The following is a 14,555-nucleotide window of genomic DNA, read 5'->3' on the forward strand; positions in this document are numbered from 1 at the left end:
ACTTCTGGTTTGTCGCGCCGTCTCGCTTCACCCGAGCGTCTCTCATGAGAATTGGCGCAGCTGTCACGCTGGCTCTGTTACTTTCTGCATCCGCATTTGGCTACCGCGTGGTGCTCGACCCTGGGCATGGTGGCCGTGACCAGGTACCGCATTCGCTCTATGGCGACAAATTCGACCGCCGCCTCGGTATCTACCTCGACAAATTTCGCGAGGGCGCGCGCCACCGCGGGGTTTGGGAATTCGAAGTCATGCACGACATTGGTGTTAAAGCAAAAGCGCTGCTCGATCTGACGCAGACCGCTGAAGGTCGTGAAAAGTTCGGCAAGATTCTCGCGCGGTATGGCAAAATTTCAGGGTCGGTGCAGCAGATTGAAGCCTTCATGTCGCGTGAGGCGGGTTATACCGAAAATTACTTCGAGCGGCGCGACGACCTGAATGCAGCCTACCGTCTGTATGATTATCCCGACCAGAAGACCGGGGCGCTTCAGCCCGGCACGATCTCGCGCATCAACGCACTCGCGCCCGAACTCGTGATCACGCTGCACCTGACGCATACCGAAGCACCTGCTTCGGGAGGCATGGCGGCCGTAATCACGCCCGGTTACCGCACGTATTCGCTCGCGCACCGCTATGCGCGCGCCAACGCAGAAGGCAGGCAGGCGATTCGCGCCACGTTCGGCAAAACTGCGTGGAACCGCTGGTTTATTTCAGACGATCGCTACAAGGTTTTCCCGAGCTTTATGGCCGATGCCTTCATCTATTACATCGGCTTCTGGTCGAAGGCCGACGGGCTGCACACTGACTTCACGCGGTTTCGCGGGCACCGGCATAATTTGATAACCTGGCGTTACGCTGATTCTGATTCAATCGTCGAATCACTCTATGGCAAAGCCGGCGAGCGTTATGCGACTTCGCTCGCCGCGTTCGAGCCCCTAGGCCCCTTCTGGGAAAGGGAGAAGGGCGAGCCCGAAGACTGGCGGCGCGAAGGCGGCGAAGAGGGTTTTGGCGGCGACAACCATTTCGCGGGCACTGAAGTTCTGCGTTATACGCGGGCCGCATTCATGGTAAATGGCTTTGACACGGCAAACACCGCGCCCAAAATTCTGGCACCGTACCTTTCGACGTGGGCGGTGCCGACCTATGTGAATGCGATCTCTGCCTTCGTCGAGCTTGCCCACACGACCTCTAAACGCGACCACCTGCGCATGGCCAGATACCGCCACATCTACGCCGAGGCGATTGCGGTTTCTGCCTATTCACTGCTCTACGGCCTCGGCGATGCGCGCGTGGCAAAAGGCAAGCCGATAAATCTCGCGCGCTACCAAAACCTCGCCGGTGGTAACTATTTCAAGAGAGTGAAAAAGTGAGCATGGCGCAAAAATCAAACTTGCGCCGCGACACTGACGCAATGGCACCCGCAAGGGTGCTTGTGCATGCGCCGAACTGGGTAGGCGACCATGCCATGGCGTTTCCCTTTTATGCGGCACTCAGAGAACTTCTGCCTGAAGCAGAGCTCGTGCTCGTCGGCCGCCGCTGGGTGTCAGATCTGGCACCGCCCTGGTTTGATGAAATTATCAACCTTGAAGGTAAAGAGCTGCGCAAAGAGGATCTCAAAGCCTTACGGGCTCTGCGCTTTGACGCGGGCTTCACGCTTTCACCCAGTTTTCGCTCGGCGTGGCTTCTAAAACGCCTGGGCATCACACAGCGCTACGGTTTTGCGTCAGATTTGCGGTCATGGCTGCTCACGCGCTCGAAAAACCGCCAGCGGCACGAGCCATATAACCGGTTTGAGCACCGCGCGCTCGCATACCTGCGACTCTTGAATATCTGGCTGCCCGCAGGCATAATCGCCGAAGATCTGTTCGAGCGCTTTCGCGATGTCAGGCTAGAGGCGACGCCACTTGCCGCAGTGGAGAAAAAATTTGCGTTGCCGAAAGCCGCAGAGCGCATCGTCGTTTGCCCAGGCAGCACCGCCGCTTCGAAGAAATATCCGGCGGGGCATCATGTGCGGGCGCTCGAACTCATGAGGGAGAAAAATCCTCATCTTCAGATTGTACTGCTTGGTGCACCGATTGACCAGAACGACGCCGATGTTATCTTGCGGCATTTTGCTTCTGACAAGAAGCCGGCGGTTTTTTCGCTCTGCGGTAAAACGACGCTGACCGAAGCGCATGCCCTGATCAGTTCGGCACGCTTTGTAATCGCGAACGATTCGGGCCTGGCGCACCTGACTTCGCTGACAGCAACGCCGCTCATCACATTCAATGGAATGGGCCGCCGGCAAGAGACCGGGCCGCTGACCGCGAGCAAGGTAATGTTTGACCTTGATCTGCCTTGTTCGCCCTGTTTCGCGAAAGTCTGCCCGCGCCGCGATGCGCCGCTCGAATGCCTCACGGGTATTTTGCCAGAGCGGGTTGCTGCGGCGGGGGTTCAGCTTCTGAAAGCGAAACGGCGATAAATTTTAGCGTCCGGTTATTCGCCGCGCGCGCTCTTATACGCATGAGAAGTACTCAATTCGCGATGCTCGCGATCTTTGCGGGTGTGGCTTCGTGCGCACAGGTTCAAGACGACGATGACATGGCCGATGCGGCTGCGGCAGAGCTCAACAAGCTGAGCTTGTACCAACCGGCGGCGCTGCCTGCGCCACAAACTCAGGGTTTACCCTCAGAATATCTGCAGGTCGGTGAAAACCTGCTGATTAACGGTTCTTTTGAAACGCCGGTTTTGCAGACGCTTTGGTCAGACCTCGCGAATGCAGACGTGCCTGGCTGGCATGGCAGCTGGGTCGACGAAACCTGCACAGCAGCGGTGCGCCTTGAGCTGCAATCAAAAGATTTATATTCGCTCTCGCCCGATCTGAATCAATATGCCGAACTCGATTCTGAGAATGCATGCACGGCTGATGCGCGGCTCAAGTTAACGCAGACTTTTTACACGCAGCCCAACCACATCTATCGCCTCAGCTTTTGGATGCGCGCTCGCGATGCCGAACATGCAATGGGGCTTAAGGTTACTATCGGCGGCGCGCAGACTTTCGATTATGTGCCGACGGCAGACACATGGCAGGTGGTCACCATCAATTTTGAAGCGACTGCTTCAACGACAACGCTTTCTTTTACCGATACGGGTGCAGGAGATACTTACGGTACGCTGCTCGATGCCGTGGCCGTAAGTGAAATCAGCGTCAACACTGAGGCGATGCCTAAACCCACGGGCAAAAAAGGTAAGCGCGGCAAGCGCAGGCACTCTTTCGAGGGCGGCCGCCGCCACAAAGACTGCCGCAAATAGAACATGAATTATTCTCGTCGCGGCACGCAGCGTTGAGTATTTTGGTTACGATGAGAATCTACCTCTCATTCGCTCTGGCCGCGCTGTTTATGGCTTCGGCCGTCAGTGCTGAAAAATGCGGGCCGCTGCATGGCTGTGCGCCAACGCCACAAAAGACCACCGTCTCTGACCATTGCAAGAAGGCCGCGAAGAAGATTGTGGCTGCCCCCGCTGCGGCCTGTGATTGTGCGCATTTCGAAAAAGCTGCGGCAGACATCAGCCCACGCGTCGACGTGTCGGCCGTCGAGCCAATCTACCGGGCCCAAATGCCGGTCTTCGATACAACAATTGCGACACCCTTAATTTCTCAATCCGTTCTGCAGGCACCGCCCGACCGCGACGGTATCTACCTGCGACAGCATCGCCTGCTCATTTAGCCACCGCTCACCCGACGTCGGCAATCTCTGCATTTTTTGCGGATTGCTGTAATAAATGCGCCTGCCGCGCATCTTCATGAAAGGAGAGCTATGAAAACCAGATTCCATTATCAAATTTCGCGTATGCTACTCGCAGCCAACCTGCTCTTGCCTCTGGCATGCGCCTCGTCGACGAATTTGCCGCCAGTGACCGCGGTCGGTGCGCTGCAGCGCAGCGCCGTAGCCGAAGGGGCACCATACGCTTCGCAGATTTTGCACCTTGATGCACCTGCTGCGAAAAGCAGCGAACCTGCCGCCAATGAACACGAGCATGGCGAGTTCGCCTATGTCTGTCCGATGCACCCTGAAGTGCAAAGCGACAAACCGGGAAAATGCCCCAAGTGCGGCATGAAACTCGTGCCGCGCGAACCCAAAAAAAACAAGGAGCCATCGCATGAGCACCATTAGAGCAGACGCCTTAACACTCGCCTACGCAGTCACCTGCTCGCGCGTATGGCGAATTTCTTTGGTACTCGTTCTCGTCGTGCTGCTTCTGGCCAGCTGCAGCTCGGCACCGAAGCGCGACGACATGACAAGGCTGAATGTGCTTGCTGAAGAGCGCACTGGCAGCGGCGTGCGTTGGCGCACGAATGAAACGGCCGACAGTGAAATTCGCAAAAAAGTCAGAACTCTTCTCGCGCGTGAGCTATCGGTCGCCGATGCCGTCAAGGTTGCATTGCTGAATAATCCCGGCCTACAGGCTGAATTTGACAGGTTGGGTGCGGCCGTCGCCGATGTCTGGCAGGCGGGTCTGCTGAAGAACCCAACGCTCGCGCTTTCGCCGCGCCTGTCGACAAAATCGGGAAACCCGACGATTGAGAGCGGTATCGATCTCAACCTGCTCGATTATTTTATGCGCTCTGCGCTCTGCGCGCAAGCGCATCGCAGAAGCCGAAGCGCTTGAGGTGCAGCATGCAGCCGCGCAGGCGATTCAGAACCTGGCATTCGAGACGAGTACAGCGTACTTCGCTCTGCAGACGGCATTGCACAAGTATCAGGTCGAGAAACTCAATTTTGAGACTGCCGAAGATTCAGTGGTGATGCACCGCCGCCTGCATGAAGCCGGCAACATCAGCGATCTTGAACTCGCCATCGAAGAGGCTAGCTTCTCTGAAATACGAGTCTCGTTGCAGAAAGCCGAAATTGAAGCTCATCTGCTGCGTGAGAACCTTAACCGGCTCCTGGGCTTGTGGGGCAGTGACACGCAATGGAAAATTGCCGCAGTTGTGCCTGCGATACCCCAAGTAGACGGGCCGCTCACAGAACTCGAAGCCACCGCGATCAAGAACAGGTCAGACATTCAGGCAATGATGGCTGGGCTCGATTTCTACCGCGAGCAGCTGAAGGCTGCCGAAAGCGTGCGCTGGGTGCCACAGCTCGAAACAGGTGTCGACGTGGCCTTTGAAGAAGATGCCTACAAGATCGGCCCGCACCTGCAGTACGAGATTCCGATATTCGACAGGGGCGAGGCGCGCATTGAAAAACTTGTGAACCTCTACCGCATGCGTCTGAGGCAACTTGAGAATCTTGCCGTGCATGTGCGTGCCGACGTGCGCAGCGCGCGCGACAAGATGATCGCCGCGCGCCAGCGCGTGCATTTCTACCACCAGCAGATTTTACCGCAGCGCGCGAAGGCGACGGAACTGATGCAGGTGCAGTACAACGCGATGCTCGCCGGTATCTTTCACCTGATCGCAGCGCGGCAGAATGAACTGAAGGCAGAAAAAGAGTATCTCGACGCGCACCGCGACTATTATACCGCGCGGGCCGAACTCGAACGGGCGACGGGAGCAAACCTCACCCCCCGACCCCCTCTCCTGAAAGGAGAGGGGGAGAAGAAGGAGACAAAATGAAAAATTTATCACGACTCAATTTCTTGCAGAAGTCGGGCGCGGCGCTTGTCGGCGCGCTGGCGGCCGGGCGGCTCATGGCGGCCGAAGGCCATGGAGGCCATGCGAGCCCCAAACCACAGAACGATACGGGAGCCGGCGGCGAACACGAATCGGTCGATGAGAACCTGAATACATCCCACCGCGTGATTACACCCAATGTCGCATCGCTCGGTTTTACGATGGAGAACGGGTTTAAGACCTTTCGCCTCACGGCCGAGAAGGTGAAGCGCGAGTTTGCGCCTGGCATGGTCGTCGACTGCTGGGGCTACAACGGCTCGGCGCCGGGGCCGACGATCGAAGTCTCTGAGGGTGACAAGGTGCGCATTTACGTGACGAATAAGCTGCCCGAAAAAACTTCGGTGCACTGGCATGGGGTTCTGTTGCCGTGCGGCATGGATGGCGTCGCGGGCCTCAACCAGCCGCACATTATGCCGGGCGAGACATACAAGTATGAGTTCGCGATAAAACAAAAGGCCGCGACGCTGATGTATCACCCGCACTCTGACGAGATGGTGCAGATGGCGATGGGAATGATGGGCTTTTTTATCATTCACCCGAAAAAGCCCGAGCGTAAAATCGACCGCGACTTTGCGATCATGCTGCAAGAGTGGCGTATAGAACCTGGCACGTCGAAACCGAACCCTCTGATCATGTTGGATTTTAACATCTTCACATTCAACCACCGTGCTTTTCCCGGCACCGACCATTTGGTCGTCAAAACCGGCGACCGGGTTCGCATTCGGCTCGCAAACCTGAGTATGGATTCGCACCCGATTCACCTTCACGGCCACTACTTTCATGTCACCGGTACCGACGCCGGGCCGATACAGAAAACCGCGTGGGTTCCCGAGGTGACGGTGAATGTGCCGGTGGGTTCAACGCGCGACATCGAGTTTATCGCCGACAACCCGGGTGACTGGGCGTTTCACTGCCACAAGTCGCACCATACGATGAACGCAATGGCGCACGACATACCGAACATGATGGATGTCAAACGCGACAAGGCACACGAAAAGCGTGTGCGCAAACAGTTGCCGAACTATATGGAGATGGGTAACGAAGGCATGGGCGAAATGGCTGAGATGGAAATGAAAATACCCCGCAACACGCTGCCGATGATGACGGGCACGGGCCCCTTCGGCCCGATTGAAATGGGGGGAATGTTTACCGTGCTCAAGGTGCGTGACAAGTTAAAGAACTATGATGACCCGGGTTGGTATAAATACCCGAAAGGTTCGGTTGCAAGTAAGGTATAAATATGCACGCGACGCGCTCTGATCAAATCGTCACTTACCTCGACCGCCTGACTGCGTATGCGCAGAGTCGTGTCGCCGACAAAGAGCTCGCGGCAGACGCGGTTCAAGAGGCTATCACCAAGGCCGTGAAGGCGTCGGCCCAGCTCAAAGACGAAGAGAAATTGCTGCCATGGCTTTACGCAATTCTCAGAAATACGATCGCCGGGCTGGCGCGGCGGCAGGGCCGGGAGATCGCGACCGCAGATTTCGCCGAAGTCGCCGCCCCAGAGCCGCATGATGACGATGCCGTCTGTGAATGCTTTAAGCCTCTGATCGCGACGCTGCCTTCAGATTATGGTGACGTGCTTCAGGCGCTTGATCTCGACGAGACACCGCGCGAAAACCTGGCTGCCAAAATGGGCATATCAGTGCTGAACCTGAACGTCAAGCTGCACCGGGCGCGCGAAAAACTGCGCGAAGCCATCGAATCGACGTGCAAGATGTGCGCGAAGCACGGTTGCCTCAATTGCACGTGCGGTCAATAGCTGTCAGGTAAGCCTTGCATTGCCCGACAGCAATTCACGGTTAAGAATTTCTTGTACGTAGCCGCGGTCGTCATCGGTCATTTTCAGAATCTTACCGCCCGCTTTTTTGCCGATCAGGTTTGTGACTTCAAGTTCAGCCGTAACGGTACGTTTTTCAAGCACGAAGCGCACCTCAATCTTGTCACCCGCATAGAAAGACTGTTTGCCACCGAGCGCCATGCCGCTGGGGCTGAGATCAAAAATGGTACAGTTCTGCCATTCAGGCTCGCCTGCGAACCGGTATTGGCCGTCGATTGCTACCCGCAGACGGCCCTGCTGCCGTTTCTGTTCTGACTTCTTGTTTTCCATAGGCGGGTGTGTATACAATATCGGAATCTTGCGCAGGCGACTAAAAATTTACCCGCAAGCCGCGTCAAAAAAACGATTTTAATTTACCTGAATGCGCATGAGCGAAAGATCGTCGGTGCGGCGACCGTAACTGTCGATTATCTTTACAATTTCGGCTAATTTGCCGCCGCTTCGTTCGACAATCTCCAGAAAACGTGTCTCATCAGAGTCAATTTGCGCCGCAATTTCGATGTCGTCGCGCCCGTCTGACCCAAGCACCAGAGTGTCGCCCGGGTTTAACTGCATGCGGCGCACGAGCAGCCGCTCTGCCTGCATCGGCATGCCCAATTTGCGCATCGTTAGCTCGTTCTCGATAAAGGTCGCCTTGCCGTCTCTCAGTAAAACCGACCAGGGATGTTCGCAGTTGAAATAATACATGGTGCCCGTCTGTGCATGTATCAGGCCGCATGCGGCCGACATCAGCATCGAAGAATCGAACAGCGAGAAAATATGGTTGAGCTCATGGTATACCATCGACAGGTACTGCCCCGGTTTTGTGGGGATTCGGCTGCGCTTTGAATTGCGCGAAAAAATTGAGTGTAGGGTAACTCCGCAAATGAGCGCGCCCGATGCGCCTTGGGTTGATTTGCCCATTGCGTCGCCGTTGAAGAAAAATAGCCATTCGCCGTCGCTGTCTTCAAATTGCAGCGACGAAAGCAGACAATAGTCGCCGCCGATGTCGCCGGTTTTACCCTTGAAGTTGTATTTCTTTTTCTGCTCGATGAAGATTTCAGCCTGTAGCCGGCCAACACCGTAGGCATGGCCCGAGAGTGGTCTGATCAGAAGGTCTGTCAAAAGATAGTCGCCCTCTTGAATTTCTTTAAGCGAGGTGATGTCGGCAAGCGCACGGTTCAGATCTTTCGTACGCACGACGACCTTCTGTTCGAGATTCTCATTCGCTTCTTGAATCTCGGCAATCTTCTTTTGCAGCTCAGAGGCGAGATGGTTGAAGCCGGCCGCAACCCGCCCGAGTTCATCGTTCGCAAGGCGAGACATGCGTTGGTTGAGATCGCCTTCTGCGTAGTCAGTCATTGCTGTCGAGATCGAAGCGGCGTAGTTGGCAATATTGTGGCCAATCTTGAGTGCGAGCAGAATACCAAAAAGGACAACTGCCAGGCTAAACGCGAAAGAGCCCCAGATGAGGGCGTAGAGCGCCACACGCGAGAACGGGGGCTGAATCGCCACCGCGATACCTGCCTGATGTATTTCTGGTGAAACGCGTTCGGTCACGACCGGTAAATAGCGCAGGTCAAGTGACAGCGAGCGCTTCTTATTGTTTTCTGTGGTGTAGACCGTTCGGGTGACAGACCAGGTGTTATTCAGTTCATCGTAATCTTGTCGGTTGCCGGCGTTTGCGTAGTCGGCAAATGACGAGGCGATAATCTTGCCATTCAGCACGAAAAACACCCCGGCCTGTGTCAGCTCTGAAATCGACCTTGCGAAGCTGTCGTTCAGCACGTACCCTGCAGTTATCGCGCCGACCGTCTCACCTTCAAAATAAACGGGCACGGTATTCTGCAGAATTAACTGGCCGTTTTCATAAGCCAATAGGGGAGTGTTTTCACCCTTTTTGAGCGCATTTGCAATTTCGGGTCTGCTGATTTCGTTGGCGCCGAAATCAGAAGTGTTGTGGCTGTGTACCACGACCGAACCTTTACGATCGTGAACCGTAATGCGGTTCAGATAAACGCTCGATTGAACCTGATTGCAGACGCGCAGAATCGGGCCGACGTTGATCGTTTCAGCCAGCAGCTCTTTTTTCACGTAAGGGTTTTCTGCCAGCATCTTTGCATAAACGAGTGTCGTGCGTTCATAGTAGTTAAATGCATTTTTGGTCGCAATCTTCTTCTGAATCAGCGTCGCATCGAGCTGGCCTTTGAGCTGAATATAGAGAAACAAGAAGAGCAGGCTCAGCAGCAAGAACATCGGCACCGCGGCGGCGAGCACGATGAAATTGATTTTTCCCGTCAGGGTATAGTTTTTGATGCGCTCGTAGATGCCCGCAGGCACGAGCTGCTTTGAAGCGAGCGTCTGCACTGCAGACCAGACCGATTCTTGAATGCGCGCAAATCGTTTCATTCTTTTGGCGGCTTATAGTTTTTCACGAGTCGGCTCGTCTGTCTCACGACGTCATAGACCTGTGGCTTGTGCACCACGTAACCCGTGTACGGGAAACCGAGTTCTTTGTTCAGAACCTTTTCACCACTTGCGGTCGTCGTTTTTGTATCGATCGATAGCAGGTGTTGCTGCACCTTGCGCGCAAACTGCGGCCCTTTTTTGCGGTAGACGAGAATAGCATCATAGGGTATCGGCTGTGTTTTGAAAAGTGTGGCAATTTTCTTGTCACGGTACGCCGGGGTTTTTTCTGCGTAGCCATCCCATGTGGCGCCTGCATCCGCCTTGCCATTTGCGACCGCTTCAACCACATGCGCATGTGAACCCAGATAAAACACTTTTGAAAAATATCGGTAAGGATCTATACCCTTCTGTAACAGCAGCGCCAACGGAAACTTGTAGCCCGACGAACTGCCTTTCTCGACGAAGGCAAAAGTTTTTCCCTTCAGTTCTTTGAGTGATTTGTACTGAGGCCTGCTGATGACGAGACCCCGGTAATGGCTGTTGCCGCTATCTTGCGTCGAAGCGACGTAAACCGCTTCGCGTTCAATACCCTGGTCGAGGGCGTCGCTGTAGGCGCCCGGTGAAAACGCGGCGATGTGAATGATGCCGCGTTTCAGGTCGGCGACCAGATCGTTGTACTCTTGCGCCACGACAAAGCGTACGCGCAGCTTAAGGCGTTCGCTGAGGTGCGCGATAAATGGCGCGTACATGCGCTTCAATTTTTCGGGTTCATCCCATGGAGTAATGCCGAAGTTGATTGCCTCGGCAGGCTGGCTTTCGCTGAGCGAACCTTTGGCGCTGATCTCGTGTTTGCCGTAAACTTCGTCGCGCTGGCCTGCAACCAGTGAGGTCTCGTCGACCGAAACCTTTTCACTGCAGCCCGTCAGCAGTGCAAGGCCCGCGATGACGAAAAAAATCTGAATCGCCCGCCGCGCATTCATATCTCGACCATGCGGCAATGCGCCTGCCTTTTGCAAGACTTTTCTGGTTAGCGGTTTCTTTGTCAGGAAACTGCCAGGTTCTTGATCAAAACTACCGAATTGCCTTTCTGGTTGTAGCGAACAATGTCAAATTCTTGCAGTGTCATGACAATGCCCCGCCCATGCGCTGTTTCATTTTTTTCACGCGTCAGTTTCTCAAGCATTTCGCGGTGATTAAAACCCTGGCCTTCGTCGGTGATACGAAACGCCAGCTTATCGGCGCTGATCAGCGCATCGACAAGAACTGAGCGATCGCGGTAGGGTGGCTGCCTGCGCCGTTCGTCGATAAGTTGAAAGTACGACTCGTGCATCAGCGACGTGGTCTTGGTGTCAAAATCGATCTCGAGATTACCATGCTCGATCGCGTTTAGCAACATTTCGCGCAGCATAATGCGTAGCGTCGTTGCCTGTGATTCGTCGACGTAGCTGCGCGCAATCGCAGCCAGAAAAGTGGCAAGCTCTTCTGTCAGCAGCAGCGAGTTGGTGAGCCGAAAGCTAAAGCGGCTGCGCTCGATGATCGATGCCACTGCCATTTCACTCGTCGCCACGGCGCGGCCGATGTAACCGGCGGCAGAATTTTCGCCGCCTGCAGCGACCTTCTCGATGAGAATGCGGTATTGCTTGGCGTCGCCGGTCAGAGCCGATTTCAGCGCGGCGCTGAGATTCACTTTCTCGTTCGTATCTCTGAGCGCCGCAAGAGCAGCGTGCAAAAGCTGTGGGTCGAACAGATAGTCGGGTGCGTCGGCTTTGTCTTTTTGGCAGAGTACATCGACGATGTGCATGCCCTGCGCTTCGGCAGGGCTAAAGCCCAGCTGCCGGCGCACTGCCGTGTTGATTGAGGCCACGCGAAACTGCGGGTCGAGCAAGAAAACAATGTCGGTGCTCGATTCGGTCAGCGTGCGATAGGTCGAGGTGGATTTTTCAAGTTCTTGCAGAGTCGCTTTGAGCTCGGCATTTGCTTTCGTTGTCTTGCGGGCGGCGTTTAAAAGCAGCAACACCGCGGCTACACTCAGCAATATCACGGCGAGGCTTGCAATGAGTGCCGGCATCAGGCGCATGCGTGCAGCCCGCTGCACTTCGGTGATCTCGCGTGCGACTTCGACCACGCCAATCACCTGACTTCGGTAGACAATCGGAGCATAACCCGAAATCCATTCGCGTTTTGAGGCGGTGCTGAGGTAAATGCCGCTGAAGCCGGGTTTGCCATACGCGACAACCAGATTCAGCGCTTCGGGGGCCGCGTACCCTTCACCGCTAAAGGGTTTAGGGTGAAGCATAACTCCCCACTTGATCTCGTCGCTCTTCAGGTCGCGCACAAACGTGTAGATATTCTCTTCACCCAAAGCCAGATCAGAATAAAATGCTGTCGTATTCTTCAGCTGCGACTTGAACGCGAGAAATTCACTGCTCTTTTCAATCGCCTTGAAATCAGATTTCAGCCGATCGTTCTGAAAAAACAACCGGTAATAACCAGAGGGCTCGATGTGGCTTGCCGCGTGCGACGCAATCGCCCTCAGCTCGACACCGATCGCTTCTTGTGTCTGTCGGGCGTTGCTCACAATCAGCAGAGCGCCAATGCCAATCGCCGAGAGCGCAAACACTGCGATCGCCAGCGGCATCAGGTAGCGTCGATTGTAGGCCATGGGCCAGCCTACAGAAGCCGACATGTCGGCAAATTAAACCGGGGCGGGGTGGGTTCTGTTTTCGCGGGCGATGACCTGCGCTGCGACAACAATTTCGTGTTCGCTTGAAAAGCGGCCCAAGCTGATTCTGAGCGCACCCTCTATCAGGTCTTTCGGCAACCGCATCGCTTTGAGCACTTGCGAAGGCCGCTCAGAGCCCGAGCTACAGGCGGCCCCCGTTGAAATTGCGATTTCATCGCGTATACGGGCAATAAGCTGCTTATTGTTCAAACCCGGCAACGAAACATGCAGGGCACCCGCTACGCGATTTTCTAGATCGCCATTGACTACCAGCTGCGGCAATTGCGAGGCGAGTTTGTTTTGCAGCAGGTCACGTAACGACCTAGTGCGGTGTGCTTCAATTTCTTGCTCTTCGCACGCAATCTGCAGCGCGAACCCAAGGGCTGCAATGAGCGGAGCGTTGATCGTGCCCGGCCTGAGTGACCTCTGCTGGCCGCCGCCGAAGAAGAGCGGCTTTACCGGAATCGATTTGTCGGCGACGAGCACACCAATACCTTTTGGTGCGTAGAACTTGTGCCCTGAAAAAGCGACCACTGTATCGGGCAAGCTGGCGAGTGAAAATGGAATTTTGCCAATCGCCTGCGTTGCATCGCAGAAGTAGAGAGCGCGGTGTTCACTTGCGATTGCCGCGATACGATCGGTCGGGTAGATGTTACCGGTTTCATTGTTCACCGCCATATTGCAGAAGAGATCCACACCCGATTTTGCGAGATTTTCTAGCTGGTGTAGATTGATGCGGCCATGCTGGTCAACATCCAGAGTTGCGAGGTCAATTGAGCCTGCAGCTTGAAGCGCGTGAAGATTCTCGAGCACTGCCGGGTGCTCGATGGGTGAGGTGATTACTTTAAGTTTGCGCCCCAAACGAACCAATTGAGCGGCGGCAAAACCCTGCAGAAACAGGCTGATACTCTCGGTTGCTCCCGAGGTGAAGGTGATTTCGCCAGGGTCGCAGGCAATCAGGTCGGCGATCTTTTCTCGGCTCGCTTTCACGAGCCTCGCGGCCGCGCTGCCGAAGTCATGGTCGACGCTCGAAGGGTTGCCGTAGTTTTCTTTAAGTATCTGGCAATAGTAGTCGAGCACGCGTGGATCGACCGGGGTGGTCGAGAAATAGTCTAGATATATGCCATGTCTGACAGCTTCGCTGTCAGACATGGCAAACTACACAGCCTTCTTCTTGATCTTCGCCGTCGAGAACGCCCTCGAGTACTTCGGCGAGAGTTTTGTTAGGTTTGCGCTGCTTCTGCAGCTTCACGCGCTTTTCGTGCTCTGCAATGATCTGGTCTTTGCGGGCAATAAGTTCATCGAGTGATTCATCCTGGCTCCAGGTATAGCGACGACCATCGGGTAAAACTTTTTCGAAACTCTTGGCCTTTTCGAAAAGTCCCGGGTGATTTTCTGCCAGCCTCACCCATTCAATCTTGCGCTGAAAGAAACAAAAATAGCAGCCCGAGCGTGATCGCCAGCTGTAATATTTGGGCATGCCGATGCCCGACTCTTCGAGAATGCGTTCGACGTCGGGTTTGGTGATACCGGCGTCTTTAAAGGGAAATACAACCTTAATCGTGTCTTTGGTGGCAACGTAACCGCTACGGTCTTCGTCGGCGCGTATGGCGACGTAACTGATCGCCTCGTCATCGCCGATGAATTCTTCGAGTGGCTTAATTTTCATCTGCACCGTGCACCAGCGCGATTGCGGCGAAGGCAGAAAATCGTTGTATTTTTCGAGAAAGTGTTTAAAACCCTGAGTTGCGGCGAGGCGTTGCACCTTAATACCAAGCCGGGCCTCGAGGCGGTCGATAAAATCATACGTTTCAGTCAGCTCTTCGCCGGTGTCGCAGAAGAAATATTCGATATCAGGTACCCTGTCACGCATGTAGACGGCGAGGGCGGCTGAGTCTTTGCCGCCAGAGATGCCCAGAATGTGTCGCACTTTTCTCTCAGGCACAATGCCT

Annotated in this window: 15 protein-coding genes; 9 read left to right on the forward strand and 6 right to left on the reverse strand. The window is 55.1% G+C overall.

Annotation, left to right across the window (positions count from 1 at the left end; translation table 11 throughout):
- Nucleotides 1-44: 44 nt before the first annotated feature.
- From TURPA_RS11355 to TURPA_RS11395, 9 genes are all read left to right on the forward strand, one after another.
- The gene (locus tag TURPA_RS11355; RefSeq protein WP_014803449.1) at nt 45-1,367 is read left to right on the forward strand and encodes a hypothetical protein; all 1,323 of its coding nucleotides are present in this window, start codon (nt 45-47) and stop codon (nt 1,365-1,367) included.
- Between the two features lie 2 nt (nt 1,368-1,369).
- Nucleotides 1,370-2,458 carry a lipopolysaccharide heptosyltransferase II gene (waaF, locus tag TURPA_RS11360; RefSeq protein ID WP_014803450.1) on the forward strand — a complete coding sequence of 363 codons (1,089 nt, stop codon included), beginning with the start codon at nt 1,370-1,372 and terminating at the stop codon, nt 2,456-2,458.
- A 41-nt stretch (nt 2,459-2,499) separates the two neighbouring features.
- Entirely contained in the window at nt 2,500-3,288 is a 789-nt protein-coding gene (locus tag TURPA_RS11365; RefSeq protein ID WP_014803451.1) for a DUF642 domain-containing protein, read from the forward strand.
- Nucleotides 3,289-3,338: 50 nt separating this feature from the next.
- Nucleotides 3,339-3,704: a hypothetical protein gene (locus TURPA_RS11370; RefSeq protein WP_014803452.1), complete on the forward strand. Its 366-nt coding sequence runs from the start codon at nt 3,339-3,341 to the stop codon at nt 3,702-3,704.
- Nucleotides 3,705-3,827: 123 nt separating this feature from the next.
- Nucleotides 3,828-4,151: a heavy metal-binding domain-containing protein gene (locus TURPA_RS11375; RefSeq protein WP_169314385.1), complete on the forward strand. Its 324-nt coding sequence runs from the start codon at nt 3,828-3,830 to the stop codon at nt 4,149-4,151.
- On the forward strand, nt 4,138-4,647 hold the full coding sequence (locus tag TURPA_RS11380; RefSeq protein WP_041948475.1) for a hypothetical protein: 510 nt from the start codon (nt 4,138-4,140) through the stop codon (nt 4,645-4,647). The genes TURPA_RS11375 and TURPA_RS11380 overlap by 14 nt, the downstream gene beginning before the upstream one ends.
- A complete protein-coding gene (locus TURPA_RS11385) occupies nt 4,559-5,596 on the forward strand; it encodes a TolC family protein (RefSeq protein WP_083847783.1) in 1,038 nt (345 codons plus the stop codon). Before TURPA_RS11380 ends, TURPA_RS11385 begins: the two co-directional genes overlap by 89 nt.
- Nucleotides 5,593-6,891, forward strand: coding sequence for a multicopper oxidase family protein (locus TURPA_RS11390; protein WP_014803454.1), 1,299 nt, complete (start codon nt 5,593-5,595; stop codon nt 6,889-6,891). Before TURPA_RS11385 ends, TURPA_RS11390 begins: the two co-directional genes overlap by 4 nt.
- Nucleotides 6,892-6,893: 2 nt before the next feature.
- Nucleotides 6,894-7,415: an RNA polymerase sigma factor gene (locus TURPA_RS11395; RefSeq protein ID WP_014803455.1), complete on the forward strand. Its 522-nt coding sequence runs from the start codon at nt 6,894-6,896 to the stop codon at nt 7,413-7,415.
- Nucleotides 7,416-7,418: 3 nt separating this feature from the next.
- On the opposite strand, the gene TURPA_RS11400 is transcribed toward TURPA_RS11395, so the two are convergent.
- The 6 genes from TURPA_RS11400 to TURPA_RS11425 all read right to left on the reverse strand — a co-directional run bounded on the left by TURPA_RS11400 (nt 7,419) and on the right by TURPA_RS11425 (nt 14,533).
- Nucleotides 7,419-7,763, reverse strand: coding sequence for a PilZ domain-containing protein (locus TURPA_RS11400; protein ID WP_014803456.1), 345 nt, complete (start codon nt 7,761-7,763; stop codon nt 7,419-7,421).
- 78 nt (nt 7,764-7,841) lie between these two features.
- Nucleotides 7,842-9,881, reverse strand: a complete 2,040-nt coding sequence (locus tag TURPA_RS21835; protein ID WP_014803457.1) for a SpoIIE family protein phosphatase — start codon at nt 9,879-9,881, stop codon at nt 7,842-7,844.
- Nucleotides 9,878-10,861, reverse strand: a complete 984-nt coding sequence (locus tag TURPA_RS11410) for a phosphate/phosphite/phosphonate ABC transporter substrate-binding protein (RefSeq protein WP_014803458.1) — start codon at nt 10,859-10,861, stop codon at nt 9,878-9,880. Before TURPA_RS11410 ends, TURPA_RS21835 begins: the two co-directional genes overlap by 4 nt.
- Nucleotides 10,862-10,923: 62 nt before the next feature.
- On the reverse strand, nt 10,924-12,543 hold the full coding sequence (locus TURPA_RS11415) for an ATP-binding protein (RefSeq protein ID WP_014803459.1): 1,620 nt from the start codon (nt 12,541-12,543) through the stop codon (nt 10,924-10,926).
- A 33-nt stretch (nt 12,544-12,576) separates the two neighbouring features.
- Entirely contained in the window at nt 12,577-13,755 is a 1,179-nt protein-coding gene (locus TURPA_RS11420) for a cysteine desulfurase family protein (RefSeq protein ID WP_014803460.1), read from the reverse strand.
- Nucleotides 13,748-14,533 (reverse strand): phosphoadenosine phosphosulfate reductase family protein, encoded by a 786-nt coding sequence (locus tag TURPA_RS11425; protein ID WP_217157554.1) that lies wholly within the window; start codon nt 14,531-14,533, stop codon nt 13,748-13,750. The genes TURPA_RS11420 and TURPA_RS11425 overlap by 8 nt, the downstream gene beginning before the upstream one ends.
- Between the last annotated feature and the right edge of the window lie 22 nt (nt 14,534-14,555).

The organism is Turneriella parva DSM 21527 (assembly GCF_000266885.1).
GTDB lineage: Bacteria > Spirochaetota > Leptospiria > Turneriellales > Turneriellaceae > Turneriella > Turneriella parva.